Source organism: Egicoccus halophilus, assembly GCF_004300825.1.
GTDB classification, from domain to species: Bacteria; Actinomycetota; Nitriliruptoria; order Nitriliruptorales; family Nitriliruptoraceae; genus Egicoccus; species Egicoccus halophilus.
The window spans coordinates 1,686,488-1,713,070 of record NZ_CP036250.1; the positions used below are offsets into that span (position 1 = coordinate 1,686,488).

Consider the following 26,583-nt stretch of genomic DNA (forward strand, 5'->3'; position numbering starts at 1 on the left):
CTCAGAACGGCAGTCCGCCGTCACCGGCGTCGAGGTCGGCGAACGGGTCGTCGGGCTGGGTGACCAGCGCGCCGTCGGGCCGGGGCGGACCCTCGCCGGCCTCCGACGGACGGGTCGCCCAGGCCGGGAACGGGAACTCGACCACCAGCGGCACCGGGAGCTGCGGCTGGCTGACGATCATGGTTCCCGGCTTGACGATGGTGGCGCGCTGGCGGTGCACGGGCGGCAGGAAGCCGTACTCCTCGCGGGACGCCTCGGCGGCGTCGAGGCGACCGACGATGCGGATGGCCGAGTTGGCGACCACCCGCCGCTCGACCTCCGAGGCGGTCTGCTGGGCGCCGATCAGGATCATGCCCAGCGAGCGTCCACGTTCGGCGACGTCGAGCAGGATCTCCTTGATGGGGGAGGTCCCGTCGCGTGGGGCGTACTTGTTGAGCTCGTCGAGCACGACGAACGTCAACGGGTCCGGGCTGCCGGAGCGTTCCTTGGCCTCGAAGGCGCGCTGGAGCACGACCCCGACGACGAACCGCTTGGCCCGGTCGTTGAGGTTGTGGATGTCGACCACGGTGACCTGGGCGTCGTGCGAGATGCGGTGTCGGCGTGGGTCGGACAGGTCACCCCGGATCAGGTGCTCGAGGTGGCGCTGCGAGCCGTAGAGGCGGCGGACGAAGGCGTTGACCGTGCCGATGCCGACCGCACGTCCGGCCCACTCCGGTGCGGTCAGCTCGTCCTGGACCCGCGCAGCGATCAGGTCGATCAGCTCGCGGAAGGTGCGGGCCGACTCACCGTCGATCGAGACCGCACCGTCACCGATCGGGACGGCGGTGCGCTCCAGTTGGGCGGTGACGTTGTGGACCACCATCGTGTACTGCTGGCGGTCGTCACCGGCGTCCGCGAACAGGAACGGCAGCAGGCCGTCCCGGCAGAACTCCTCGAGCGACCAGGCGAACGAGGTGATGCCCTCGCTGCGGGCGCCGGTGTCGGGCGCGGCGCTGCTGGCGCCGCGTCGGGGCGGCGCCCAGAAGTCGACCGACCGGAACGCGCTGGCGGGAAGCCCCAGGGCGGCGTACCGGTCGCGCTGGGTGTCGTCGAGCTTGCGGTTGGCGTGGTCGAGGAAGAGCAGGTCCTCGCCCTTGACGTTGAAGATCAGCGCCTTGGCGTTGTGGGCGGCCGGCACGACCCCCGAGGTGAACAGGCTGTGCAGCAGGAAGGTGGCGTAGGTGGTCTTGGTCGCCACGCCCGACACCCCGGAGATGTTGACGTGGGCACCCCGGGTGCCGTCGAGGAACTCCAGGTCGACGAACACCGGCTGGCCGTCGCGGGACAGCCCGGCCGGCAGGCGCGAGGCCATCCGGTCGAAGAACAGCGCCTGGTCGCGGTCGTGGCCCTCGGCCTTCAGCACGGCCTGGCCCGGCAGCGGTGGGACGAACACCTCGGGCTCGAACCGGGTGCTGAGCACCTTGGCGGCCTCGGCCACCTCGGCGGGCAGCACGCCGTCCTCGATCAGGAACACGTCCGAGTCGAACCGGGCGCCCTCGTGGCGGGCCCGGACCTGGCTGACGATGCCGTAGATCGACACCGGGTCGCGGCCGGGCGGCGTGCGCTGCAACGCCACCACGTCGTCGAGTTGCAGGAACCGCTCGGGCGCGACCCCGACCCAGAACTCCAACGGGGTCGCGTCCTCGGTCCCGATCACGCGCCCGACGAAGTCGTCTCGGTCCTCGGGCACGACGCGGTCGGCCGACACGGGCACTCCTGGGGGGACGGGAGGCGCCAAGCCTACGTCCGTCCCGCAACACCGCCGCGCCACGCGGTCCCGGGCGCGGCTGCCCGCGCACCCGCTGCCGCGAGGGAAGCCGTCACGTCCTCAGCGGGCGGCGGCGTCGACGACGTCACGGACCGCGGTGGTGATGGCGGTGTGCCCGAACGACAGGTGTGCACACTGCAGCGGCCCGGCGTCGGCACGCCAGGGGAGTTCGGCGCCGGCCCGCACGACGGCACCGATGGTGCGGCTGTCGGGGCCGGCCTCGTGGACGAGCCAGCGCAGCGGCACGCCCTGCATGCTGGTGACGGACTGCTCGAGGGTGATGCGGCGGCCGTCGGCGATGGCGACCTGGCGGATGGTGCGCACGAGCGGTGCTCCTGGGTGTGCGGGGACGGCCCGGGAGTCGGCCGTCACCGGTCACTGTCGATCACCGGACCCGCGAGCACCCGGGACTTCCCGCCCGACTCCGCGTGCCGATCGGCCCGTCGGGTCGTGCCTCGGCGTCGGGAGGTCGTCACCGGGCGGCGGTCAGCGGCGGGACCAGACCGCGGTGCGGGTGCCGGCGTCGTCGACCGCGGCGTAGTCGACGACCAACCCGTCGTCGTCGACGGTGAGGTCCGCGACGAACCCGCCGCCGCTGCGATAGGTCCACCGGCCCCCGCCCTCGTCGGTGTAGGTCTGGCCGAGCGGCTCGATGGTCGGTCCGGGGACGCGGACCCACGCCGCGCGCACGTCACCGGCGCCGGCGCGGCGGATCGGCAGCGTGTTGGTCAGCGGGGTCACCTCGACGTCGACGTCGAGGCAGCCGGCGAGGTCGTCGGCCGGTTCGCCGTCGCGCCACCAGCGGCCAGCGCCGTCGCTGGTGAGCACCTGCCGGCCGTGCGGGCCGGCGACCGTGGCCCGGCGGGTGCGCCAGGCGTCGTCGACCTCGACCGTGTAGGCGACCGGGCCGCCGAGGTGGTCGTCACCGGTGCCCGGCACCTCCCCGAGGAAGCTCGCCCCGTCGGGCAGGTCGAGCCAGCGCACCTGCTCGACACCGAACGGGCCGTCCCACGACCGGACGGCGTGCAGGGACGGCTCGACCTCGACCGGCTTGGCGAACTCGATCTCGGTCGTGTGCGACGGGTCGTGCAGGTCGCGACGCGCCCCGGTGTCGACGAACCCGGCGCCGGTGTAGAGCCGGTGGGCGTCGAGGAAGCGGGTGTCGGACCACAGCACGACCCGGGACGCGCCGACGCCGGCGGCCTGGGCCTCGACCCGGCCGACGAGCAGGCTGGCCAGTCCCCGCCGGCGATGGGAGGCGGCGACGTAGAGCCGCTTGAGCTCCACGCTGCCGTCGTCCTGCAACGCGCCGGTACCGACGCTGCCGACCAGGCGGCCCTCGTCCTCGAGCACCCACCAGCGGCCGCCCCGGCGGGCCGCGGTCGTGGCCGGCACGGGCAGGTCGTCGTCGAGCTCGGGCAGGTCGAGCACACAGCCGGGGTACTCGTCGTAGGCGGCCCCGATCAGCGCGATCAGTCGCGGGGCGTCCTCGTCGCGGACCGGACGCAGCACCAGACGCTCGTTCATGTTCGACACTCCGTTCGGACCGGCCGTGCGGCACGCTACCGAAGGGTCGCGGACCGTCCCGGCCCCGCAACCGTCGCCGCCGTCGGGACCCGCATGGACCTCGCCGCCCTCCGACCGATGCTGGCCGTGCCCGGCCGTGAGCAGGAGGTCCGGACCGGGCACCGGTACGAGTTCAAGTGGGACGGTGTCCGGGCGCTCGTCGGTGTCGACACCGACGGCCGGCTGCAGCTGCGCAGCCGCAACGGCGTCGACGTCACCGCCCGGTATCCCGAGCTCACCGGGCTGGCGGACGCGATCGGACGTCCCGCCGTGCTCGACGGCGAGGTCGTCGCCTTCGACGAGCAGGGCCGGCCGTCGTTCGCGGCGTTGCAGCCGCGCATGCACCTCGCCGACCCGACGCGTGCGGCCCGTGCCGCGGCGGCGCGACCGGTCGCGCTGCTGCTGTTCGACCTGCTCTCGCTCGACGGCGACGACCGACTGGCCTGGCCGCAACAGCGCCGTCGGGCCGCACTGGCGGAGCTGGAGCTGGCCGGTGGCGGGCCGTGGTCGGTCCCGCCCGACACCGACGACCTCGACGCGGCGCTGACGATCGCCCGCGCCCGCGATCTCGAGGGCGTGGTCGCCAAGCGTCTCGACGCGCCCTACCGGCCGGGCGTGCGCTCGAACGCCTGGGTGAAGCTGCGGCTCGCCCGCCGCCAGGAGGTGGTGGTCGGCGGCTGGCGGCCCGGCAAGGGGCACCGCTCGGGGCGGATCGGCTCGCTGCTCGTCGGCGTCCACGACGCGACCGGGCTGCGCTACGCCGGCGGGGTCGGGTCGGGCCTGTCGGAACGGGAGATCGCCGCGCTGGAGGCGGCGCTGACACCGCGCCGGGACTCACCGTTCGTCGACCCGGTCGAGCACCGCGACGCGTGCTTCGCCGACCCGGAGCTGGTGATCGACGTGCGCTTCACCGAGTGGACCCCCGACGGCCGGCTGCGCCATCCGGTCTACCTCGGCCGCCGCGCCGACAAGGCCGCCGGTGAGGTCGTGCGCGAGACCTGACCGGCCGCCGACCCGCCGTCCGGCCAGCGACGCGACCATCGGCAGCGCTACCGTGCCTCGTGCGCGCACCGCCCGTCGGGCGCGACGTCGCGGGCCGCCGTGGCGTCTGCCCACCGCACCGTGCGCACGCGGAACCGAGGAGGGCGCGATGCCACGCGCGATCTGGAACGGCGCGATCAGCTTCGGGCTGGTCAACATCCCGGTGAAGCTGGTGACCGCCACCCAGTCGAAGAAGGTCAGCTTCCGCGAGGTCCGGCGGGGGGACAACTCGCGCATCCGCCACCGCAAGGTCGCGGCGAACGACGGCGAGGAGGTCACCCAGGACCAGATCGTCAAGGGCTACGAGATCGCGCCCGACCGCTACGTCGTGCTCGATCCCGACGAGCTCAAGGCGCTGGATCCGGGGCGGTCGCGTGCGATCGACATCGAGGACTTCGTCGACCTCGCCGACATCGAGCCGCTGCAGTACGAGTCGTCCTACTACCTGCTGCCCGGCGAGATGGGCGGCAAGTCCTACGAGTTGCTGCGCCGCGCGATGCAGGAGACCGGCAAGGCCGGCGTGGCCCGGTTCACGTTGCGCAGCAAGCAGTACCTCGCGGTGTTGCGCCCGGTCGGACCTGCGCTCGCCGTCTCGACGCTGCTCTACCACGACGAGGTGGTCTCGCCCGCGCAGCTCGACGGCCTCCCCGAGGACGTCGAGGTGGCCGACCGCGAACTGACCATGGCGAGCAGCCTGATCGAGTCGATGACCGTCGCGTGGGACCCGACCCGTTACGAGGACGAGCACCGGCAGCGGGTGCTGGAGCTGATCGAGCGCAAGGCCGAGGGCGAGGACCTCGCCGAGGCGAGCACGCCCGAGCGCGACGCCGGTGACGTCGTCGACCTGATGGCGGCGCTCGAGGCGTCGCTGTCGGCCGCGAAGGCCGGGGACGAGCCGCGCGACGCCGGTCGACGCGACACGGCCTGATGGCGACGGGTGCGGCGCAGCGCCAGACCGTCGAGGTGCCCGGGACCGCCGCCGACGGGACGTCGGTGGTGCGCCGGCTGAGCGTGTCGAATCTCGGGAAGGTGTACTGGCCGCAGCGCGGCACCACCAAGGCGGCGTTCCTCAACTACCTGGTCGCGATCGCGCCGGCGATGCTGCCCCACCTCGCGCACCGACCGGTGACGTTCAAGCGCTACCCGGACGGGGTCGAGGGCCAGAGCTTCTTCGAGAAGCGCTGCCCACCGCACAAGCCGGACTGGCTGGCCACCACGACGCTGCCCAAGCGGGGGACCGGTCGTTGGGGCCGACCGATCCCACCCGAGGAGCGTCGCCGACCGCGACCGGGGGAACGCGAGGAGCTCGTCGAGCACTGCGACCTCGCCGACACCGCCGCGCTGGTGTGGGCCGGCAACCTCGGCGCGCTGGAGCTGCACGTGCCGATGGGCCGGGCGCCCGATCCGTCCACGCCCCGAGCGGTGGTGTTCGACCTCGACCCCGGCGCGCCCGCCGACGTGATCACCTGCGCGCAGGTGGCACTGCGCCTGCGCGAGGTGTTCGACCGGCTGTCGCTGACCGCCGTGCCCAAGACCTCCGGGGGCAAGGGTCTGCAGCTGTACGTGCCGCTCAACGTCGAGGGCGTCACCTACGACGACACCAGTGGGTTCTCCCAGCAGATCGCGCAACTGCTCGAGCGGGTCCATCCGGAGCTGGTCGTCTCCAGGCAGACCAAGACCGAACGCGTGGGCAGGGTGCTGATCGACTGGTACCAGAACACGCTGACCAAGACGACCGTGTGTGTCTACTCGCCCCGCGCACGCGAGCGTCCGACGGTGTCCACGCCGGTGACCTGGGACGAGGTGTCCGACGCGGCCGACGACGGTGATCCCGAGGCGCTGCGCTTCGAGCTCGACGACGTGATCGCCCGCGTCGAGGCCCAGGGGGACCTGTTCGCCCCCGTCGCGCGGCTGCAGCAGGAGCTGCCCACCCTGGCGTGACGCGTCCGAGCGGATTCAGGCGACGGACAGGGTCGCTGCCCGTACGGCCGCCGCAGCGGGCGGGTCATGGCCGGCCGGTCGGCTCACGGGTCGCGGCCTCACCAGCTCCGCTTCGTACCGTCCTCGAGGTCGAGCGACCAGCCCCGCCGTTCCTGGTGGCGAGGCGGACCCAAAGGACGAACAGCCGTGACTGCGATCGAAACGCCGCGCGAGACGTCGTCGGCGACCCCGATCACCGACGGGGCCCCCCGCCCGGTGCAGACCCCGGGTCGGCACCTGCCCTGCCCGCTGCCGACGCCGCGCGGGCCGGTCAGCAGCTTCCTCGTGGAGCACCTGACCCGCGCGCCGCACGACCTGCCGCTGTGGCCGGCGCCGGAGGACGACCCGCTCACCGGCGAGGACACCCACCTCGCGCTGTATCTCGTCTACGAACTGCACTACCGCGGGGTCGAGGGCGTCGACGAGCGCTGGGAGTGGCACCCGGACCTGATCCGGCTGCGTGGCCAGCTCGAGCAGCGCTTCGAGGCGGGTCTGGTCGAGCTCGTGGGGGACATGCCCGACGTCGACGACGTCACGACCTTCCTGCAACAGCTGACGACCGACGACGGCAGCGGCGAGGGGCGCTCGATCTCGAAGTTCATCGAGGCCGAGGGGGACCTGCACCAGTTCCGCGAGCAGGCGATCCACCGCACCGCGTGGCAGCTCAAGGAGGCCGACCCGCACAGCTGGGCGATCCCCCGGCTGGGCGGCCGGCCCAAGGCGGCGCTGGTGGAGATCCAGGCCGACGAGTACGGCGACGGGGTGGACCAGGACGTCCACGCCGAGCTGTACGCGTTGACGATGGAGCGACTGGGGTTGTCCGCGCGGCCAAACCACTACCTCGACCTGCTGCCGGGGATCACGCTCGCGACGGTGAACCTGGTGTCGATGTTCGGACTGCACCGGCGCTGGCTGGGCGCGGTCATCGGGCACCTCGCGGTGTTCGAGATGTCCTCGGTGACGACCATGGCCCGGTTCGGCACGGCGCTGCGCCGGCTCGAGTTCGACCCGTGGACGTGCTTGTTCTTCGACACGCACGTGGTGGCCGACGCCCACCACCAGACCGTCGCCGCCACCGACCTGGCCGGTGGGCTGGTCGAGCAGGACCCGGACCGACTCGGCGAGGTCGTGTTCGGGGCCCTGGCGCTGTGCCGGCTCGAGGCGAAGCTGACCGAGCACGTGCTGGGTTCCTGGGACCGCGGCGAGTCGTCGCTGCTGGGGAGCTTCGAAGCACCCGAGCAGGCACCCGGACAGCGGATGGTGCACGTGCCGGCCGACGACCCGCGCCGGCACGAACGCTGACCACCACCACGCAGGCGGGGCCGCCGATCGGCGGCCCCGTCCGTGTGCGCTTGACTGGGCCCCGTGACCACCGACCCGACCCGACTGACCCCGACGTCACCGGCGCCCCAGCAGGCGCCGGTGACGACGTTCGCGCCGCTGCAGGTGCCCGAGTACCGCCGCATCTGGATCGCGGCGCTGGTCAGCCACCTCGGCACGTTCCTGCAGTTGACCGCCGCGCCCTGGGTCATGCAGGAGATGACCAACTCGCCGCTGCTGGTCGCGCTGGTGACCACCTCCCTGACGATGCCGCGGCTGCTGTTGACCCTGCCGGCCGGCGCACTGGCGGACATCGTCGACCGTCGCACCCTGATGCTGATCGGGCAGTTCACCAGCGCGTTGGCGGTCGCGGCGATGGCGGTGATGACGGCGACCGGCATCCTCACGCCCTACTGGCTGCTCGGGCTGACGTTCGTGCTCGGCGTCGGCAACGCCATCGGCCTGCCGTCGTTCCAGACGCTGATCCCCGATCTCGTGCCGCGCAGGATGATGGCCCAGGCGATCACGCTCAACTCCGGCGCGTTCAACGTCGCGCGGGCGATCGGTCCGGCCATCGGGGGGATCGTCGTCGGGGCCGGGTTCGCCAGCAGCGCCTTCGGGGCCAACGCCGCCTCGTACCTCGCGATCGTCGGCGTGCTGCTGACCTTCCCGCGCGCGAAGGTCGAGGACACCCGCCGTCAGCCGCTGTGGCGTTCCACCGCGGCCGGGGTGCGCTACGCCCGCTTCACCCGGCCGATCCGGGTGCTGCTCGGGGTCACGGCCACGTTCGCACTGACGACCGCCAGCATCCAGTCGTTGCTGCCGGTGGTGTCGACCGAGCTCGGGCTGGGCGGTACCGGCTTCGGCGTGCTCTACGGCCTGTTCGGTGCCGGCGCGCTCGTGGGCGTGCTGACCCGTGAACGGGCCCGGGTCCGCTTCGCCGGACGGATGCTGCCGGGTGCGGTGCTGACCTTCGGGGTGTCCGGAGTGGTGTTCGGGGTCGCCCCCCACCCGGTCCTCGCCGGCGCGGCGTTGGCGGTCAACGGGTTGTGCTGGGTCTACACGCTGGTCACGATGAACGCGACCGTGCAGCTGCTGGCGCCGCGGTGGGTCCGCAGCCGGGTCGTGTCGCTGTACGTGCTGGCGATCGGGGTGCAGCCGGTCGGGGCGTTCGCCGCCGGGGCGCTGGCCGAGTGGGTCGGCGCCGGGACGTCGGTGGCGGTGTTCAACGTCGGCACGGTGCTGCTCGGGTTGCTGGCCTTCCGGCTCGGCCTGCCCGTGCTGGGGGAGTTCGACGAGCCGGCCGCCCCCGACGACTGGCACGTGCCCCGCCACGCCCGGCACGTGGCCGGCTCGCCGGTGCTCGTGGCCAACACGTGGGAGATCGACCACGACGACGCCGAGGAGTTCCTGGCGGTGATGCGCGATCTGCGCCGCCAACGCTTCCGCACCGGTGCGCACCGGTGGTCGCTGTACCGCGACGCGGACCGTCCCACCCGGATCACCGAGTTCTTCGTCGTGCACGACTGGGAGGAACACCTCGCCCAGCACGCGCGGATGGACCAGGAGGTCGCCGACGTGCTGGCCCGGGCGCGCGCGTTCGACCGCGCCGAGGGTCCCGTCACCCGGCACCTGGCCGGGCTGGACGTGCTCGACTCGCACGCCCCACCGGTCGACGAGCAGCTGCTCACCATCCACGCCGACGCCCACCGGGCCGACGGCAGCCTCCCGCTCGACGAGCGTTCCTGACCGCCACCGGCAGCAGCCCGCCACGGGCCTGGCCGACGTGCACGTGCCCCGGCGCACGCCGACGGCCGGTGCACGCCGACGTCAGGCCGGCCGGACCTGCAACGCGCGGGGGCCACGACCGTCGTCGCTGCGTTCGTAGGTGACCTGCTGTCCGGCGGCGAGCGTCTTGAACCCGTCGCCGTCGATCGCGGAGTAGCGCACGAAGACGTCGTCGCTGCCGTCGTCCGGCGCGATGAAGCCGTAGCCCTTCTCCTGGTTGAACCAGCGGACCTCGCCACGGGCGCGGGCCTGGACGACCGGGATCTCGGCGGTCAACTGCTGCAGTTCGGACTGCACGACGACTCCTGAGCGCAGGGAGGCGGGACGGCATCGACGCGGCCCGGCCACCAGCCAGCCTACGGGGCACCGACCGCCGAGCCGGGCAACCGCAACCGTCCGGCGGGCCGAGAAGTTCGCCTCATTCGGTGCCCGGCGTCATCGCTTCGGGGACGGCCGGACCAGCCACCTCGACCCCGAGCGGCTCACCGCGACCGGCACGCTTGGCCGGCGTCAGGTCCACGGCCCGCACGACGACCGGGTCGTCGCCGTGCAGGTGCAGATCGCTGGCCACGCCGCACCACAGCAGCTCGGACGCGCCCGTCATCAGGCCCTTGCCGCCGCGCCCCTTGGCCGGGTACTCGGCCAGCGGCGTGCGCTTGGCCGTGGCGTCGGCGGCCACGGTCAGCACCTCGACGTCGGTCGCGTCGGCCGGCGTGACCGACAACGACACGATCCGCGCTCCCTTCGGCACGCTCATGCCGGCGACGCCGCTGGCGGTGCGTCCCATGGTGCGGACCTCGCCGGCGGGGAAGCGCGTGACGTAGCCGCCCGTGTGGGCCAGCAGCAGGTCGTCGTCGTCCCGGCACGTCGCGACGGCGGCGAGGTGGTCGTCGTCCTTGACACCGGCCGCCTGCAGCGAGCGTTGCCGCGCGTCGGCGAACTCCGACATCGCGGTGCGCTTCACCTGCCCGGCCGCGGACACGGTCACCAGCGTGACGGCCTCGTCCTCGCCGAGCACGACCGCCCCGGCCAGCTTCGCGTCCGGACCGCCACCGAGGAGTCCACCGACGTGCGTGCCCCGCTGGTTGGCCTTGACGACCGGGACGTCGCCGACGCCGACCCGGTGACCCGTGCCGGCCTCGTCGACCAGCAGCAGGGTGTCGTCGGTGGTGCAGCGCAGCACCGCGACCAACGGGTCGTGAGGATGCTTGTGGGCCGGTGTGGCACGCCGGCGTGCCAGCGGCTTGAGGTAGCCGCCGCGGGTCACCAGCACGGTCACCTCCTGCGCCTCGAACCCGGCCTGCGACCCGCCGGCCAGCACGTCCTCGGCGCTGATGCCGGCCCCGACGATCCGCGAGCGGCGTGGGGTGGCGTGCAGCCGCTTGATCTCGCGCAGTTCGTCGCCGAGCAGGCCGTCGAGCACCGACGCGTCCCCGAGGATCTCCTCCAGGCGGGCGATGCGGCCCTGGAGCTGCTGGTACTCGTCCTCCAGTGCGGCCCGCTCGAGCGCGGCCAGCCGCCGCAGCTGCATGTCGAGGACGGCCTGCGCCTGGATCTCGGACATCGCGAAACGTTCGATCAGTCCGGTACGGGCATGCGCGGCCGACTCGCTGCCGCGGATGAGCGCGATGACCTCGTCGAGGTGGTCGAGGGCGAGCAGCAGGCCCTCCACGACGTGGGCGCGGTCGCGGGCCTTGCGCAACCGGTGCTCGGTGCGGCGGGTCAGCACGTCGCGCTGGTGGGCGAGGTAGTGGCGCAGGCAGTCGACCAGACCCAGCGTGCGCGGTGCCCCGTCGACGAGCGCGACCAGGTTGACGTTGAAGTTCGTGCGCAGGTCGGTGGACCGGTACAGCCGCTCGAGCACCTTGCCCGGATCCTCGCCGCGCTTGAGCTCGATGACGATGCGCATGCCGTCGCGCGAGGACTCGTCGCGCAGGTCACGGATCGCGTCGATCTTGCGGTTGGAGACCAGGTCGGCGATGCGTTGCAGCAGCGCCGACTTGTTGACCTGGTAGGGGATCTCCGTGATCACGATGCGGGGCAGGTTGCCGGTGCGCGTCTCGGTCGAGGCGACGGCCTCGACGGCGACGGCGCCACGGCCGGCGGCGTAGGCGTCGCGGATGCCGTCACCCTCGACGATGCGCGCCCCGGTCGGGAAGTCCGGCGCCGGCACGTGCCGCATCAGCCGGTCGAGGTCGGCGTCGGGATCCTCGAGCAGCGTCAGGCACGCGTCGATCACCTCCCCGAGGTTGTGCGGCGGGATGTTGGTCGCCATGCCGACCGCGATGCCCGACGCGCCGTTGACCAGCAGGTTGGGGAAGCGCGCGGGGAGCACGACCGGCTCGGTGTCGTAGCCGTCGTAGTTGTCGACGAAGTCGACGGTCTCCTCGTCGATGCCCGCCAGCAGTTCCATCGCCAGTGGTGACAGGCGGGCCTCGGTGTAGCGCATCGCCGCCGGCGGGTCGCCGTCGATCGAGCCGAAGTTGCCGTGCCCGTCGACCAGCGGTTCGCGGGTGGCGAACTCCTGCGCCATGCGCACCAGCGCGTCGTAGATCGAGGAGTCACCGTGCGGGTGGTAGGTCTTCATGACCTCACCGACGGCCGAGGCGCACTTGCGGTAGGGACGGTCGGGGTGCAGTCCCGACTCGTACATCGAGTACAGGATGCGGCGCTGCACCGGCTTGAGCCCGTCGCGGACGTCGGGCAGCGCACGACCGACGATGACCGACATCGAGTAGTCGAGGAACGCCTGCTCCATCCGCGACTCGAGGCTGACGTCGAGGACCTGTCCGGCGCTGAGCGTGGGCACGTCTGCCATGCGGGACTACCTCGGGGCGGGGGCGGGGGGCGGGAACCGGGGGCGCGGCCGTCCAAGATAAACGACCGTGGTGTCCCGACCGGCCAGCCGACCCGACGCGATCGGGCATCGGGGTGCGTCGTGTCGGTCAGCCCGCAGGAAGCGTGCGCGTGTCGACGACGTGCAGTTGGTGTTGCACGCCGCCCGCACTGGTGGCGGTGTACACGCGGGCTCCGACGCCAGGAGGCAGGTTCGTCGGGTCCCAGACGAGATAGACGTCGATCCGGTGGGTTGCGAGTTGTCGCCGCCAGTCGGCATGCAGCCCGGGGCCCGTGATCCCGTGGTAGCGGCATCCGGCGTGGGCGCACAGCTGCATGGTCGCGATCCAGTCGCTGTCGGATGCCACCTCGCGGCCGTCGAGCAGATCCGGCTCGAGTTCCCGCGCGAGGGGAGCCGCGTGCGGAGCGCTGCGGATGGTTGCGGTCAGGTAGCGGAGCCCGGGCCACAGCAGCGTGCACGCGATCACGGCCACGAGGACCCATCGATACGGACGACGCCGCATCACGCCGAGGTCCCACTCCCGTCCGAGGCCGCGACCCCACAGCCGGTGCCCGGTGGTGACCGCCCCGGCCGTCGCCCCGGGCAGCAGGGCCAGCAACGCGAACCAGGCGTAACGCTCATCGAGGTGGATGGCGAGCAGGCCACCCAGATACACGGCACTGGCGACCGGCAGCGCGACGAGCCCGAGGTCGCGGGGCCGCGCCCGCCACCACAGCGGCAGTTGGGCCAGCAGGGCGACGGGCACGAAGAATCGCCAACGCCGCAACTCGTCGCCGGCCCGTTGGAGGTTGACGCCCACGGCACGCAGCCTGGCCTCGACGACGCCGACCATGCCCGCTCGCGGCTCCGGACGTGCCGGCGCCCGTGTGACGGGCTGCGTCCCCGGTGGCGTGGCATCCGCGCGGTCGGTGCGCGCCGTTCGGCCCGGGTGCTGGTTGAGGCGAGCCGGGTCCTCCCATGGGCTCGACGACGTCGCATGCGGCGGCTCGGTCAGACCGCCGTGGATCATCGGCGTCCCGTGCGACCCCTCGGCGGTCGTCTCGAGGTTGACCTCGGCCGCCGTCCCGACGCTCGGACGGCCGAGGTCGATGCTCAGCACGCTCGCCCAGGCCGCGACGACGGCCAGGAAGACGCCGAACTGCACCACGCCGGCCCGCACCCACGTCCGGGTCCGCGCCGGGTCGCGCCACACCTGCAATCCGACGAGGAGCGGAACCATCACGACCAGGAACGGGAGCGCGAACAGCTTGGTGAGGTACGCCGAGCCGGCCAGGGCGCCGGCGAGCGCGGCCGTCCGCGGTCGCCACGCGTCGGCTCGGGTCGCGAGGTCGAGGTGGGTGAGCAGGATCGCGACGAGCAGGAGGTCGGGGCTCGCCAGGACCGAAGCCGCCAGCAGGAACGGCAACCCACCCGCGAGGACGATCCCCGCAGCACCCGCGTCGACGCCCAGTCGCAGGAGCCAACGATGCACGACGAGCAGCGTCAGCAGCGCGGAGAACAGTCCGAGCACACGCGCGGTGAGGAAGTGGTCCGCTCCGGTGGCCAGCACCGGCACGGCCAGCCACGACCACAGCGGACTCCAGTAGGCATTGACCGCGACGTCCCACCGGCCGGCGAGATAGTGCTCGGCGATGTCGAGGTAGGACACGCCGTCGACGAACATGTGGTCGAGCACGCGGGGGAGTACGAGCAGCCAGGCGAGCATCAGCGCGGTCGCGACGACGAGTGCCGGCCAATGCCGTGGCCGAGGTGGGCGCACCGAGGTCACCGGCGTGACGACCGCCGGGCCGGTCGTCCTGGTCATGTCGGCAACCGCATGCGTCTCCCCGGGGACGGTGGAATCCTCGAGCCATACCGGACGGTAGGCGAGACCGCCGTCCCATGTCGCCGGTTCGTCGTGTCGTCGGAAGCCGAAACGGAAGAACGGCAGCGACCCCGGAGGGTGCTGCCGTTCGTCGGTTGGTGCGAGCGGTCAGTCGCTCAGGGCGTCCCCGCGTCGGCGGGTCGCGGCGACGATGCCGGCACCCAGCAGCAGCGCGGAGCCGCCGAAGACCGCCAGGCCGAGGTCGCCACCGGTGTCGGCCAGCTTCGGCTGCAGCGGCTCGGCCCGTTCGACGTCACGGTCGAGCACCTCGTCGGGCTCGTCGACGCACACCTCGGCGGTGGGGTCGTAGTGGCAGATGTTGTCGTCGCCGGCTTCCTGTGCCCCGGCGGCCGACCCGACGGTCAGCAGACCCGCCGCGACCACTCCGATGACCGTGCCCCGCATGTTCGACCCCTGTCGTCTGCTCAGCGAGTGTCGTTTGCTCAGCGAGTCGACGCTAGCACGCAGCGTGGCCGGTGTCTGCCGTTGGGCTCCGTTCGTCGGGTCAGGTCCGAGACGGTGTGCGCCTCGGGCACTCACCCGGCCGGTCGGAGCCGGACCTCGAAACGCAGGTCCTCGCCCTGGTTGTCGGTCGACAGCTGCACGGTGTCGCCGAGGTCCTCGGCGTCCGGCGGCAGGTCGACCACCGTGAAGCCGTCGGGGACGGCCATCCGCACCGTCACCTCGGTCGGCTGCAACACCGTCTGTCCCTGCAGCAGCAGTCGGTAGACGACCTCGCCGTCGTCGGTCTCGGTGTGGGCGTGGTCGGTCTGCCAGGCGTACTCGCGGGAGACGGACGTGCCGGAGGGGATCCGGACCCAGTGGTCGTGCACCGGGTGGCCGAGCTCGGTCTCCTCGAACGCGGGCAGCGACGGTTCGCCGGCCGGTGTCTCGACGAACCGGGCGGCGGTGGCGAGGTAGACGCTGAGGTCGAGGAGGTTGTCCCCGGCGTCCAGGGTCGGGTTGTTCGGGCCGATGATGTGACGCGGGTACCCCTCCGACGGGGCGTCGTTGACGATCGTCAACCGCATCCGGGTCGCCGACGTGCCGCTCTCGAGCAGGTCGACGTCCAGCTCGAGCTCCCGGCGGCCGAAGAAGTCGATCTTGGTCGCGGTGCCGTTGTTGGCGACGACGTTCACGAGTTCGCCCGGGGGATCGGCCAGCGCGCCGGCGACCGGCGTGCGGGCGAACGCCTGCTGCTCGTCGTCGTGTTCGGAGTACAGCAGCAGGTGGCCGCGAGCGGCGAGCTCGGTCATCGCCGAGGCGAGTGCCGTCGGGTCCTGCATCCCCGCGCCGGTGACCAGGAACCGCTGCAGGGTCATCGCGGCGACGGCGCCGAGCAGCTCCTTGCGCTCGGCACCGAAGCCCAGCTCCTCGTAGGCCTCGTTGGCGACGAAGTCGACCACGTTGTCGGCGTCGAGCACGAACTCGGTGCCGGGGACCGGCGCCGGCCCCGACAGGGCGAGCAGCGCCCGCAGCGCGAACGGGTCGACGACGATCATGCCGTCGAGCTGCTGGTCGTGGGTGGTCTCCCAGTGCTGGACCATCGCCCGGGCGGCGGCGGGGAAGTGCGCCGAACGGTTGAGGGTCAGGAAGTCCCCGGTGCCGCCGTAGCGGCTCCAGCGCTGGGCGTCCTCGGCGACCGGTGCGGGCAGCTGGTCGGCGGGCAGGACCGGGAACTCGTCGGCCGGCTCGAAGCGACCGAAGGTCAGCTCGCCGTCGGTGACGCGCAGCGCGGCGGTGGAGCCGACGAACCCGCCCGTGCCGCCCAGCGCCGCCGGGGTCGAGGCGCCGACGAGGTAGTGCCGCTCGCCGTCGTTGCCCAGGAACGCCGGCAGCGTCGCCGTCAGCGCGGCCGCGGTCTCGGCGCTCGTGGTGGCAGGCTCGAGCAGCTCGAGGACCTGTCGTCGTCCCTCGCTGACCTGACGCACGCGGCCGGAGTCGACGGCCGCCTCGATGTCGGTCAGCGCCGCCCGTAGCGTCCGGGCGGTCGAGTTCATCGGGTCGGCCAGGCCCTGCACGGCGGCCACGGGCAGCCCGCCCGTCGAGGCCGCGGTCGTGGGGGGCGCGGTCAGCCCCGCCAGCGCCTCGGCGAGCTCGCCGGCGGCGACGGTCACGCGCTCGCCGCCGTCGGCGACCGCCGTGACCGCGCGCAGGTCGCGCCCGAACACGGGGACGAAGCGGAGGGGGACGACCGCTGGGGACCGCAGCCGGTCGGCCGCCGCGGTGAGGTCGGCCTCCGCCGCCGCGAGGGTCGCGCGAGCCGTGTCGAGGTCACTGGCCGCCAGGGCGGCGACCGCGCCCGGCAGCTCGCCCTGTGCCGCGCGCAGGTGACCCTGGGCGTCGAAGAGCAGCATTCCGGCCAGCAGGAGCCATCCTGCGACGACGACCAGCGCCCCGAGCCAGAGCCAGCGGGACCGTCCGCCCGAGCGCGGATCGGACGGCGACGGCTGTGGTCGTGCCAAGGTGTCATGGTCCGACACGAGCTGCCCCTCCTCCCCGCGAACCGACGACAAAGCCGGCCAACCGGACGATCGGACAGACTGTACCGACCGAACGGTCGCAATCGGCGCTCGTGCGGTCGCAGGTAGTTATCATCCCTCCGGTGGCCGGAACGGACGCCGGGCCGAACAGGTGACGACGTCCCAGGGGACGCGGACGACGTCATCGACGACGTGGTCATGGAGTTGGGGCATGCACGGGGACACGTCATTCGTCGGGGACGCGAAGCACCTGCCGACCGCGCCCCAGGGCGGGCCCTCGGCTCCGGTGCCGGCACCGGAGGCCGGGCGCGTGCGCTCGCCCTACGAGCGGTTCGTCAAGCCGGTGTTCGACCGGACCGTGGCGGCCGTGCTGCTGCTCGTGCTGAGTCCGCTGTTCGCGTTGGTGGCCGTGCTCGTCCGGTACGAGCTCGGGGCGGGGGTGCTCTACCGCCAGGAACGGGTCGGCCTCGACGGCCGCCGGATCCAGATGCTGAAGTTCCGCACGATGCAGAGCGACCGGCGTCGCGACGCCACGGGTGTGGCCCGTCCCGACCGGCGCGCCGCCACCGACCGGCGCGGCAGCACGGACCGTCGGGTCTCGACCGCACCCTACGACGGACCCGAACGGCGGGTCGCCGAGCGGCGGCAGCAGGAACGTCGGCAGGCCCCCGAGGGACGCCGCCGGACCCACAAGACGCCCGACGACCCGCGTCACACCCGTCTCGGGCGTTTCCTGCGACGGACGAGCCTCGACGAGCTCCCGCAGCTGGTCAACGTCATGCGTGGGGACCTCAGCATGGTCGGCCCCCGTCCCGAACTGCCCGAGGTCGTGGCCGTCTACGCCGCCTGGCAGCACGCCCGTCACGCGGTCAAGCCCGGCATCACGGGCCTGTGGCAGGTCACCGAGCGCGACGACGGCCGGCCGATGCAGGAGCACGTGGCGACCGACCTGCGCTATGTCGCCAGCGTCTCGCTGGTGAGCGACCTGCTGATCCTGGCGTTGACCGTTCCCGCGATCCTCGGGATGGTGCCCACCTGGGCCGCACGGTGGCTGGCGCGTCGGGGCACTCAGCGCGGCGGGGCCGCCAGTGCCGCACGGATGCCCTCCGCGAACCGCTGAACCATCCGTTCGAGCGTGTGGCGGGCAGCGGCCTGCCGGCAGCCCTCGCGCAGCCGTGCCAGCTGCCCGGGATCGTCGAGCAGCGCCAGGGTCGCCTCCGCGTAGCCCGCGGCGTCCGTCGTCTCCGGCAGCAGCACCGCGTTGGCCCCGTCCACGGCGTAGGCGATCTCGGGCTTGTGGGCGCGGCCCGCGATGGTGACGATCGGGACCTCGGCGACGAAGCTGTCGATCACGACCAGTCCGATGGCGGCCGGCAGCAGCAGCACGTCGGCGAGCTGCAGCGCCGCCGCGGCGTCCACGCCGTAGCGCGAACCCAGCACGTGCAACCACGGGCGAGGGGCGCCCCCGAGTTCGGCGATCCGGCCGAGCTCGCCCCCGCCGACGACCAGCAGCGAGAAGTCGGGACGTCGGGCGTGGATGTGGTCGGCGGCCTCCAGCAACAGGTCGAGGCCCTTCTCGGCCCGCAACGTGCCCAGGAACAGCCCGACCGGTCCGTCGCCGAGGCCGAGCTGCGCGCGAAGGCGTGCGGCCGGTCCCTGGGCCGCCGCGGCGAGGTCCGCGTGCAGACGCCGGGTGTCGATGGCGTTGTCGACGACCGTGATGCGCTGCGCGTCGACGCCCAGCCCGCGGACGACCTCGGCGGAGCGCGCGGTGTAGGCGAACCACCAGTGCGCCTGCCGGGAGACCCGGGCCTTGAGCCACTCACCGGCCGGATGCGGGTCGTCGCCGAAGTTGCGGCCGTGCCCCCAGAACGCGACCGGCGCCCCGCCGCGACGCTGGCGCGCGAGCAGCCGGTGGTTGAGCACCAGCTTGGACGCCTGCTCCACGATCACCAGGTCGGCGGTGCGCAGTGAGGGGACCAGCGGCTGCCACTGCAGGGTCCGGCCCGCCACCGCGACCGTGCGGGAGGGCAGGCGGGTCGCCCACGGCACCTCCAGCGCGTCGTCGCGCGGGTCGCGCTCCGGTGGCGGGGTACTGTGCAGCACCTCCAGCCGGATGCCGTCGACCGCCAGGTCGTCGCGGAGGCGGTCGAAGAACCCGGCGCGATAGCGTCGGATCGCCCGCTGCACGATGACGACCGTCGGGTCCGCGGCACGGGACAGGGCGGCTCTCCTGCCTGGGGGCACGTCCGTCGACCCTAGCGGGGAGCGTCGTGCGCATCGTCAACTACCACCCGCGGGCACGGGTCGGTGACGGCGGCATCACCAACTCCGTGCGGCGGCTCGCCGAGGCGTGGGCGCGGCAGGGTGCCGTGCCCGTGATCGCCTTCGACGGCCGCGGCCGACCGTTCGACGAGGACGGGGTGCGCTGGTGGCCGATCCGGCACGTCGGTCGGGGAGCCCTCCGGGTGCCGGTCGACGGCCTCGGACCACTGGGTGGCGCCGACTGGTTGGTGCTCAACTCGGCCTGGACGGCCGCCAACCTGCGCCTGGGGGCGGCCGCCCGCCGCCAGCGGGTGCCCTACGTGCTGGCGCCCCGGGGCGCCTACGACCCACTGATCCTGCAGCGTCGAGCCCGGGCCAAGCGCGTGTGGTGGCAGCTGGGGGAGCGGCGCCTGGTCGCGGACGCTGCCGCGGTGCACGTCTTCTTCCCCGAACAGGGCCGCCACCTCGACGAGCTCGAGGTCCCGGTGCGGCTGCTGGTCGCCCCCAACGGCGTGGTCCCACCCGGACACACGTCCTGGGACGGCGGCAGCGGCGGCTACGTCCTGTACCTCGGACGCTACGACCCCGAGCACAAGGGCATCGACCTGTTGCTGCGGGCCTGCGCGGCCCTGCCGGCCGGCCGACGCCCGCAGCTGCGGCTGCACGGCTCGGACTGGCGGGGTGGTCGCGTGCGCGTCGAGGGCCTGGTCGCGGACCTCGGGCTCGCCGACGTCGTCACCGTCGGCCCGCCGGTGCACGGCGAACACAAGTGGCGGGTCGTGGCCCGCGCCCGTGGCCTGGTCTACCCCTCGCGCTGGGAGGGCTTCGGCAACTCGCTGGCCGAGGCGGCGGCGCTGGGCGTGCCGTGCCTGGCCACCCCGTATCCGCTGGCGCGGGAGCTGGGCGCCGCGGGTGCCTGCCTGGTCGTGCCCCCGACGGTCGAGGACCTCGCGGACGGGTTGCGGCGCCTGATCGCACCGCAGGCCGCCGCCGTGGGACAGCGGGCCCGTCGTCACGTGGCCGAGCACCTGGGCTGGGACCAGGTCGCTGCCAGCTGGCTGCGGCAGCTCGCGGCACTCGGCTCGGCACCGCGCGGGGTCGGCTAGCGTTCCCGTCCTCGGGGCGGCGGGGAGGTCGGGGTGGAGGGCGCGTACGACCGCACGGCACTGTGGTTGCCGCTGCTGCGGGAGCTGACCGAACGCCACCCGGGCTGGGCGATCTGGAAGAACGTCGACTCGGCCTTCGCGGGCACCGGCGACGTCGACTCGCTCGGCCCGCCGGAGGACTGGGACGCCATCCGGGCGGTCTTCGAGGCCTGGGCGGCGCGCAACGGCCTGGGCCCGGTCATCGTGTGCCGGCACATCCCCCAGGGTCCGCACTACCTCGCGCTGGACCCCGACTCGCCGTTCCTCGTCCAACTCGACGTCAAGCAGTGTGGCACCTGGCGCGGCTCGACCCTGGTCGACGACCGGGACCTGCAGGCGCTCAGCGAACGCGACGAACGCGGGTTCCGACGGGTGCGCCCCGGCGCGGAGGGCGTCATCAAGCTGTTGATGAACGGCACCCGCCGGGGCGGTGGGGCCAACGAGGAGGGCCTGCGCACCAAGCGGGTCGCCGAGCTGCTGGCGGCCGACCCGGCCGGTGCGACGGCCGCCACCCGGCTGGTCGGCCCGGCCCGCCGGCCGCTGCAGCGGGGCATCGACGCGGTGGTCGCCGGCCGCTGGGACCTCGCCGCCATGCGCCGCGTCGAGGCCTGGTGCCTGGCCCGCAGCCTGCTCGAGCCCCGGACGGCCCTCAGCCGGCTGTGGTTCCTGTACCACCTCGCCCCGCGCTGCCCGGTCGTGACGCTGATCCGCGACCACGACCGCATCGTCCCCGAGGACCGCGACGGCTGGCTCGCCGAGGTCGCCCGCGACCACGAGGTCGTCACCACCCCTGGCGGCCGGGATCCGCGTCGGGCACCGTACGGATGAGGGTCCTGGTCTTCGTCCACGCCTTCAACGGGCGTGCCATCGCCGACGTGGCGACCGTCCTCGCCGAGCAGACCGCCCGCCTCGGCCACGAGGTGCTGCTGGTCGCCGGCTCCGCGCCGACGGGGCGGCCGGCGGTCGCCGGGACCCGGACGCTGGATCTCTCGATCTCGTCGTCGCGCACGTGGCCGGCGATCCCGCGGCTGCGCGCCGTGATCCGCCGCTTCCGCCCCGACGTCGTGTACGCCCACGGCAACGGCCCGTCCCGGGCCGCCGTGCTGGCAACCCGCTGGCTGCGGCACCGACCGTTCGTGGTCACCGTCGAGCACAACCACTACTCGAGCTACGCCTGGACCCACCGCCGGGTCCGTGATCTCGTCAACGCCCGGTTGCTGCCGCTGGCCGATGCCGTGGTCGGGGTCGCGCCCGAGATCGCCGAGGACCTCACCGGCACCTTCCCGGGCGTGCGCGACAAGGTCGCGGTCGTCCCGCCGCCGTTGACGCGCTGGGACCGCCTTGCGGTGCTCGCCGCCGAGGATCCGGACCATCCGTGGTTCGCGGACGACGCCGACGTCCCGGTGGTCGTCAGCGTCGCGAACGTGCACCCCCGCAAGGATCCCGAGACGTTGCTGCGGGCCGTCGCGCGGGTCAACGAACGCACCGGACGGACGGTGCGCCTGGCCGTCGTCGGCCGACCGTCGGACGCGGGCCTGCAGGCGCGGCTCGAGGCGTTCGCCCGGTCGGCGGGCATCGCCGACCGCATCGCGCTCCTCGGCTTCGTGTCCAATCCGTTGCCGCTGGTGGCGCGCGCGGACGTCTTCGCGCTGACGTCGCGCAACGAGGGGCTGCCGCTCTCGCTGCTCGAGGCGTTGGCGCTCGGCACGCCGGTCGTGAGCACCGACTGCCCGTCCGGGCCGAGGTGGTTGCTCGAGGACGGACGCTACGGCGAGCTCGTGCCGGTCGGCGACGTCGAGGCGGTCGCCGACGGGATCCTGCGGGTGCTCGACGACCCGGTCCGTCGCGAGCAGTTGCGACGCGAGGGGCCGCAACGCGTGGCGCCGTTCGTCCCCGAACGCGTCGCAGCGGCGCTGCTGGCGCTGCTCGATCCGTCGGTCCAATCAGGCTCGCCGGGGCGGGGGTCCGGATAGCCTGCGGCGGGGCGAGAGGGACGACGTGCGACAGGGCGGAGCCCGAGGGCACTCGAGCACGGGTGCGCGGGGAACGGTGCTGGTGGTCGCCGGTCCCGACGGCAGCGGGAAGTCCCACGTGGCGTCGGTGTTGTGCGACGCCGCCGCGCCGGGCCCGGTGTTGCACCTGCACCACCGGCCGAGGGTGCTGCCCGGCAAGACCCGTCACGAGGGGCCGGTCACCGACCCGCATCGCGATCCGCCGTACGGGCCGGGCGCGTCCGCGCTCAAGCTGGTCTACCTGTACCTCGACTATGTGCTGGGCTGGCTGCTCCGGGTGCGCCCGGTGGTCCGCGCCGGTGGCACGGTGGTGCTCGAGCGTGGCTGGGAGGACCTCGCGGTCGACCCTCGCCGGTACCGACTGACGGCGCGTCCGCGGTTGCACCGGCTGCTCGGGCTGCTGCTCCCGCGGCCCGACCGCAGCATCGTCCTCGCGGCACCGGTGGAGGAACTGCTGGCCCGCAAGGCGGAGCTGCCGGCCGAGGAACTGGCGCGTCAGAACGCGCGATGGCGGCGACTGGCCCGTTCGCGCCGCCGCATGCTGCTGTGGGACGCCCGCCAGCCCCCGGAGGACGTCCTGCCGTTCGCGTTCGAGCGTGCCGCGACGGCCGCAGCACAGTGGGTCGCGTTGCCCACCGCTCGCGACGCCCGCTTCGTGCTGCCGCGGACGCCGCGTCGCGCCTCCCTGGCGGGACTGCGCATCCATCGACCGGTCAGCCCGCGGGCGTTGGCGATGTGGGCCGCGGCCGGCACCGTGACGCGGGTGGGCGCGTTGCGGGTACTGACCCCCACCCGGCCCGCCGCCTGGGTGTTGGACGCCGTCGGTGACCTCGTGCCTCCCGGAGGGACCGTCGCCACGGCACGGAGCAACCACGCCGGCCGCGCCCTGGTGCTCGTGCTGGATCGGCACGCGCGTGCCCAGTTGGTGGTGAAGGTCAGTGCGGACGAGGTCGGGCAGGCGCAACTCGCGCGCGAGGCCGCGAACCTGCAGCGTTTCGGACCGCTTCTGCCCGCACCGCTGTGGGCCCCCGAGCTGCGACACGCCGATCCGGGACGGCTCGCGACGGCCCCCGTGCGCTGGCGGGTGTGCGCCGACCCCTGGCGGTTGCATCCGGACGTGGCCGCCGCACTCGGCGCGTTCCACCGGGCCAGCGGTCGGGGGGCGGGGGGCAACGGGCACGGCGACATGGCGCCGTGGAACCTGTTGCCGACCCGGGACGGCTGGTGCCTGGTCGACTGGGAAGTGGCCGACGACGAGCGACCGCCCTTCGAAGACGTCTTCCACTTCCTCGTCCAGGGCAGCGCACTGCTGGGTCGTCCCGACCTGACCACCGTCCTGCACGGGCTCGACGGCGGCGGCTGGGTGGGCGCCTGCCTGCGTGCCTACGCCGACGCCGCCGGGGTCCGGGTCGGTGACGCGCCGGTCGAGTTCCGGCGCTACCTCGAGGCGTCGGGCGCCACCCTGGACCCGACCCGGGCGGACGCCAGGCGAGGCGTCAGCGCCCGACGGGCGTTCCTGGAAGCGCTCGAACGGCGCTACTGAGCTGCGTCTCGGCCGGGACCGGGCCCCGCAGTGTCGCCGTTGCTGGCCCGCAGCCAGCGTTCGGCGTCGGCGACCCAGTCGGCGTCGGAGAGCAGCCGGTCGCGGAACCAGCGTTGCGCGCGCCTCGGCAGGACGACCGCGCCGCAGCGTGCCAGCGACGGCAGGTCCCCGGCACGGATCGCCCGGGCGTAGGCGCGCGCCGCCGGCAGACGGGCACCGGCCCGCAGTTCCTCGCCGGCCTCGAAGCGGTACTGGGCACCCCAGTCGATGGGACGGCCGTCGGCCAGGTCGGCCCGCTTCTCCTCGAAGATCCGCAGCTCGGCGTGCAGGTTGGCGCGGTTGCGGGACATGTTGCTGCCGTGCTGCCGGTAGGCGACCAGCGGACGCGGCACCAGCGCCGGGGGGCCGCTGCGCGAGAGCCGCAAGGCCACGTCCCAGTCGGCCGGGAACGGCAGCCGCGGGTCGAGCAGTTCGTCGCCTCCCAGACGCCCGCGTTCCCACAGCACGTTCGACATGCCCCCCGGCAGCACGAACCGGTAGGGGAGCTCGGCCATCAGTTGTGCTGGTGGCAGCGCCGGACGGCCACCGATGATCTGGTCGGCGCCGTCGATGTGGACGCAGCCGGTGTAGGCCCAGTGGCGCCCCGTCGCCTCCACGGCGGCGATCTGGGCCCCGAGCTTGTCCGGCGCCCACAGGTCGTCGTCGTCGAGGAAGCTGACCCAGCGCCCGGTGGCCGCGGCCAGGCCGGTGTTGCGCCCACCGACGCTGCCGAGGGAGGTCTCGTTGCGGATCACCCGCAGTCGCGGGTGGTCGTGTTCGCGCAGGAACGCGCGGGTGTCGTCCTCGGAGCCGTTGTCGACCACGATGACCTCGTGGTCGACGTCGCGCTGGCCCAGCGCGCTGTCGAGTGCCGCGGACAGCAATCGACGCCGGTTGTAGGTCGAGATGACCACGGAGACCTGTGCCACGAACGCTTCCCCTGTCGCGCGCCCCCCGCGACGTCCAGCCGCGACTGTGCGGGGCGGAAGGGTAGTGGGTTCCGGTGCGCGGTACCCGTCGGGATCGCGGAGCACGCGGTCACCTTGTCGCGCGTGCGACGCGCGCTGACGGTCGGGAGCCGCCGGTCGCGCTCGGGCAGATGCCTCACTACGGTGCACTTCGGGACATGACAGGGACGATGGGGGACGCGTGCGTATTCTCGGTGTCAACGACCAGCACAACGCTTCGGCCTGCCTGGTGGAGGACGGCCGGGTGGTCGCCGCGGTGCAGGAGGAGCGCTTCACGCGCATCAAGAACCACTACTGCTTCCCGCAGCAGTCGGTCGCCTGGTTGCTGCAGGCGACGGAGACCGATCCCGAGCAGCTCGACGGTGTCGCCGTCGCCAGCGAGCACATCCCCGGTGCCTTCACGGGTACGGACCTCATCCGGTCCTACGTCGAGGGCGACCGCGTCAACGCGCGCGTGCGTCGGGCGGCCCGGCGGTCGCCGCTGTATCGCGTCCGACGCCGGCAGCGGCGCGCCGAACGACGTGCGGAGGCGCGTGCGGCAGGTCTGCCGCTCGAGCGGCTCGCGTTCGTCGAGCACCAGACCTCGCACGCCGCGGCCGCCTACCACGGCTCGCCGTGGGACGACGAGCCGGTCCTGGTGCTCACCTGCGACGGGCAGGGTGACGGCCTGTCGGCGAGCGTCCGGATCGGACAGGCCGGACAGCTCTCCGACCCCCTGGCCACCGTCAAGGGGGGAAGCTCCCTGGGCAGCGTCTACGCGACCGTCACCGCGCTGTCGGGCATGGTGCCGCTGGAGCACGAGTACAAGCTGATGGGCCTGGCGCCCTACGCCCCCGACAGCGGCGCGCAGCGGAGTTTCGCGCAGTTCGACGGCGTGCTGCGCTTCGCCGACGACGGGCTCAGCTGGGAACGGCGCGACGACGTCCCACATCTCGACCACGCCTACGGCTACTTCCGCCAGCGCCTCGAACTGCACCGGTTCGACTGGATCGCCGCCGGGCTCCAGCGCTTCACCGAGCAGCACCTGGTGACCTGGGTGGAGAACGCCATCGCCGCCACGGGCATCCCCAGGGTCGCCGTCGCCGGTGGGGTCTTCATGAACGTGAAGGCGAACCAACGGATCGGGCAGATCGACGGACTCGACGACCTGTTCGTCTTCCCGTCGTGTGGCGACGAGTCCAACGCCATGGGCGCGGCCTTCGAACGGCACACCTCGCTCGACGGCGGCGGTCGGGTGCAGCCGGTCGACGACGTGTACTGGGGTCCGACGATCAGCGACGCCGAGGTCGGCGCGCTCGTCGGCGACCTCCGCCGCGACGGGTTCGAGGTCCAGCGTCCCGACGACATCGAGGCCGCGGTGGCGGAGCTGTTGGTCGCCGGGCAGGTCGTCGCGCGGGCGAAGGGTCCGATGGAGTTCGGCGCCCGGGCGCTGGGCAACCGTTCGCTGCTGGCCGACCCGAGCAGCGTCGAGGTGGTCAAGGTCATCAACGACATGATCAAGAGCCGCGACTTCTGGATGCCGTTCGCGCCGATCGTCCGGGCCGAGGACGCCCAGGAGTACCTGCACAACCCCAAGGGTCTGCGCTCGCCCCACATGATGATGACCTTCGACACCCGGCGCTCCGATCAGTTCCCGGCCGCCATCCAGCCCTACGACCGGACCGCGCGACCGCAGGTGCTGCACCAGCGGCAGAACCCGGACCTGCACCGGCTGGTCACCCTCTTCCGCGAGCGGACCGGACGGGGCGTGCTGCTCAACACCTCGTTCAACCTGCACGGGGCACCGATCGTCGCGTCGGCGCGGGATGCCGTGGACGTCCTGCAGCGCACCGGACTGCGACACCTCGCCGTGGGCAACGTGCTGGTCAGCAAGCCGGCCTGACGGCGTCAGCGGGCCGCGTCGGC

At 73.2% G+C, this 26,583-nt stretch carries 21 protein-coding genes; 11 read left to right on the forward strand and 10 right to left on the reverse strand.

Translation table 11 applies throughout. From position 1 onward, the window contains the following. Position 1: 1 nt before the first annotated feature. The 3 genes from ELR47_RS07505 to ELR47_RS07515 form a co-directional block, all read right to left on the reverse strand. Positions 2-1,747 carry an ATP-binding protein gene (locus tag ELR47_RS07505; protein ID WP_205745505.1) on the reverse strand — a complete coding sequence of 582 codons (1,746 nt, stop codon included), beginning with the start codon at positions 1,745-1,747 and terminating at the stop codon, positions 2-4. A 120-nt stretch (positions 1,748-1,867) separates the two neighbouring features. Then, positions 1,868-2,131: a hypothetical protein gene (locus ELR47_RS07510; protein ID WP_130649333.1), complete on the reverse strand. Its 264-nt coding sequence runs from the start codon at positions 2,129-2,131 to the stop codon at positions 1,868-1,870. A 162-nt stretch (positions 2,132-2,293) separates the two neighbouring features. After that, entirely contained in the window at positions 2,294-3,334 is a 1,041-nt protein-coding gene (locus tag ELR47_RS07515) for a putative glycolipid-binding domain-containing protein (RefSeq protein WP_130649334.1), read from the reverse strand. Positions 3,335-3,427: 93 nt separating this feature from the next. Between ELR47_RS07515 and ligD the strand changes: the two genes are divergently transcribed. The 5 genes from ligD to ELR47_RS07540 all read left to right on the forward strand — a co-directional run bounded on the left by ligD (position 3,428) and on the right by ELR47_RS07540 (position 9,463). Beyond that, positions 3,428-4,375: a non-homologous end-joining DNA ligase gene (gene ligD / locus ELR47_RS07520; protein WP_165403915.1), complete on the forward strand. Its 948-nt coding sequence runs from the start codon at positions 3,428-3,430 to the stop codon at positions 4,373-4,375. A gap of 148 nt (positions 4,376-4,523) precedes the next feature. Next, the gene (ku, locus tag ELR47_RS07525) at positions 4,524-5,342 is read left to right on the forward strand and encodes a non-homologous end joining protein Ku (protein ID WP_130649336.1); all 819 of its coding nucleotides are present in this window, start codon (positions 4,524-4,526) and stop codon (positions 5,340-5,342) included. After that, a complete protein-coding gene (locus ELR47_RS07530; RefSeq protein WP_205745506.1) occupies positions 5,342-6,355 on the forward strand; it encodes a DNA polymerase domain-containing protein in 1,014 nt (337 codons plus the stop codon). The genes ku and ELR47_RS07530 overlap by 1 nt, the downstream gene beginning before the upstream one ends. Positions 6,356-6,541: 186 nt before the next feature. Then, complete coding sequence (locus tag ELR47_RS07535) at positions 6,542-7,696, forward strand: iron-containing redox enzyme family protein (protein ID WP_205745507.1); 1,155 nt, start codon at positions 6,542-6,544, stop codon at positions 7,694-7,696. Between the two features lie 120 nt (positions 7,697-7,816). Further along, positions 7,817-9,463, forward strand: a complete 1,647-nt coding sequence (locus ELR47_RS07540) for an MFS transporter (protein WP_165403916.1) — start codon at positions 7,817-7,819, stop codon at positions 9,461-9,463. A gap of 81 nt (positions 9,464-9,544) precedes the next feature. Here ELR47_RS07540 and ELR47_RS07545 read toward each other — a convergent pair whose 3' ends face one another. The 5 genes from ELR47_RS07545 to ELR47_RS07565 form a co-directional block, all read right to left on the reverse strand. After that, positions 9,545-9,799: a cold-shock protein gene (locus ELR47_RS07545; protein ID WP_370469412.1), complete on the reverse strand. Its 255-nt coding sequence runs from the start codon at positions 9,797-9,799 to the stop codon at positions 9,545-9,547. Between the two features lie 121 nt (positions 9,800-9,920). Next, positions 9,921-12,320, reverse strand: coding sequence for a DNA gyrase/topoisomerase IV subunit A (locus tag ELR47_RS07550; RefSeq protein WP_130649339.1), 2,400 nt, complete (start codon positions 12,318-12,320; stop codon positions 9,921-9,923). A gap of 127 nt (positions 12,321-12,447) precedes the next feature. Continuing rightward, positions 12,448-14,163, reverse strand: coding sequence for a hypothetical protein (locus tag ELR47_RS07555; protein WP_130649340.1), 1,716 nt, complete (start codon positions 14,161-14,163; stop codon positions 12,448-12,450). Positions 14,164-14,331: 168 nt separating this feature from the next. After that, on the reverse strand, positions 14,332-14,628 hold the full coding sequence (locus ELR47_RS07560; protein WP_130649341.1) for a hypothetical protein: 297 nt from the start codon (positions 14,626-14,628) through the stop codon (positions 14,332-14,334). A 131-nt stretch (positions 14,629-14,759) separates the two neighbouring features. Next, on the reverse strand, positions 14,760-16,706 hold the full coding sequence (locus ELR47_RS07565) for a DUF4012 domain-containing protein (RefSeq protein ID WP_130649342.1): 1,947 nt from the start codon (positions 16,704-16,706) through the stop codon (positions 14,760-14,762). Between the two features lie 211 nt (positions 16,707-16,917). Here ELR47_RS07565 and ELR47_RS07570 point away from each other — a divergent pair, with 211 nt between their 5' ends. Next, entirely contained in the window at positions 16,918-17,826 is a 909-nt protein-coding gene (locus ELR47_RS07570; protein WP_130649343.1) for a sugar transferase, read from the forward strand. On the opposite strand, the gene ELR47_RS07575 is transcribed toward ELR47_RS07570, so the two are convergent. Beyond that, positions 17,775-18,896 carry a glycosyltransferase family 4 protein gene (locus ELR47_RS07575; protein ID WP_165403917.1) on the reverse strand — a complete coding sequence of 374 codons (1,122 nt, stop codon included), beginning with the start codon at positions 18,894-18,896 and terminating at the stop codon, positions 17,775-17,777. The two genes, ELR47_RS07570 and ELR47_RS07575, sit on opposite strands and share 52 nt — an antisense overlap. An 83-nt stretch (positions 18,897-18,979) precedes the next feature. Here ELR47_RS07575 and ELR47_RS07580 point away from each other — a divergent pair, with 83 nt between their 5' ends. The 4 genes from ELR47_RS07580 to ELR47_RS07595 all read left to right on the forward strand — a co-directional run bounded on the left by ELR47_RS07580 (position 18,980) and on the right by ELR47_RS07595 (position 23,671). After that, positions 18,980-20,077, forward strand: a complete 1,098-nt coding sequence (locus ELR47_RS07580) for a glycosyltransferase (RefSeq protein ID WP_165403918.1) — start codon at positions 18,980-18,982, stop codon at positions 20,075-20,077. A 33-nt stretch (positions 20,078-20,110) separates the two neighbouring features. Then, a complete protein-coding gene (locus tag ELR47_RS07585) occupies positions 20,111-20,944 on the forward strand; it encodes a hypothetical protein (protein WP_130649346.1) in 834 nt (277 codons plus the stop codon). Then, a complete protein-coding gene (locus ELR47_RS07590; RefSeq protein ID WP_130649347.1) occupies positions 20,941-22,089 on the forward strand; it encodes a glycosyltransferase in 1,149 nt (382 codons plus the stop codon). Before ELR47_RS07585 ends, ELR47_RS07590 begins: the two co-directional genes overlap by 4 nt. An 82-nt stretch (positions 22,090-22,171) precedes the next feature. Further along, on the forward strand, positions 22,172-23,671 hold the full coding sequence (locus tag ELR47_RS07595; RefSeq protein ID WP_130649348.1) for a hypothetical protein: 1,500 nt from the start codon (positions 22,172-22,174) through the stop codon (positions 23,669-23,671). Here the strand turns inward: ELR47_RS07595 and ELR47_RS07600 are convergent. Then, entirely contained in the window at positions 23,665-24,639 is a 975-nt protein-coding gene (locus tag ELR47_RS07600; RefSeq protein ID WP_165403919.1) for a glycosyltransferase family 2 protein, read from the reverse strand. The two genes, ELR47_RS07595 and ELR47_RS07600, sit on opposite strands and share 7 nt — an antisense overlap. Positions 24,640-24,859: 220 nt before the next feature. On the opposite strand from ELR47_RS07600, the gene ELR47_RS07605 reads away from it, so the two are divergent. Further along, positions 24,860-26,560, forward strand: coding sequence for a carbamoyltransferase C-terminal domain-containing protein (locus ELR47_RS07605; protein WP_130649350.1), 1,701 nt, complete (start codon positions 24,860-24,862; stop codon positions 26,558-26,560). Positions 26,561-26,583 lie beyond the last annotated feature (23 nt).

Excerpts from the sequence above, each read along its gene's own strand:
- ELR47_RS07515 (WP_130649334.1), bottom strand. The coding sequence starts at position 3,334 with ATGAACGAGCGTCTGGTGCTGCGTCCGGTCCGCGACGAGGACGCCCCG.
- ligD (WP_165403915.1), top strand. The coding sequence starts at position 3,428 with ATGGACCTCGCCGCCCTCCGACCGATGCTGGCCGTGCCCGGCCGTGAG.
- ku (WP_130649336.1), top strand. The coding sequence starts at position 4,524 with ATGCCACGCGCGATCTGGAACGGCGCGATCAGCTTCGGGCTGGTCAAC.
- ELR47_RS07530 (WP_205745506.1), top strand. The coding sequence starts at position 5,342 with ATGGCGACGGGTGCGGCGCAGCGCCAGACCGTCGAGGTGCCCGGGACC.
- ELR47_RS07550 (WP_130649339.1), bottom strand. The coding sequence starts at position 12,320 with ATGGCAGACGTGCCCACGCTCAGCGCCGGACAGGTCCTCGACGTCAGC.
- ELR47_RS07555 (WP_130649340.1), bottom strand. The coding sequence starts at position 14,163 with ATGACCAGGACGACCGGCCCGGCGGTCGTCACGCCGGTGACCTCGGTG.
- ELR47_RS07560 (WP_130649341.1), bottom strand. The coding sequence starts at position 14,628 with ATGCGGGGCACGGTCATCGGAGTGGTCGCGGCGGGTCTGCTGACCGTC.
- ELR47_RS07570 (WP_130649343.1), top strand. The coding sequence starts at position 16,918 with ATGCACGGGGACACGTCATTCGTCGGGGACGCGAAGCACCTGCCGACC.
- ELR47_RS07590 (WP_130649347.1), top strand. The coding sequence starts at position 20,941 with ATGAGGGTCCTGGTCTTCGTCCACGCCTTCAACGGGCGTGCCATCGCC.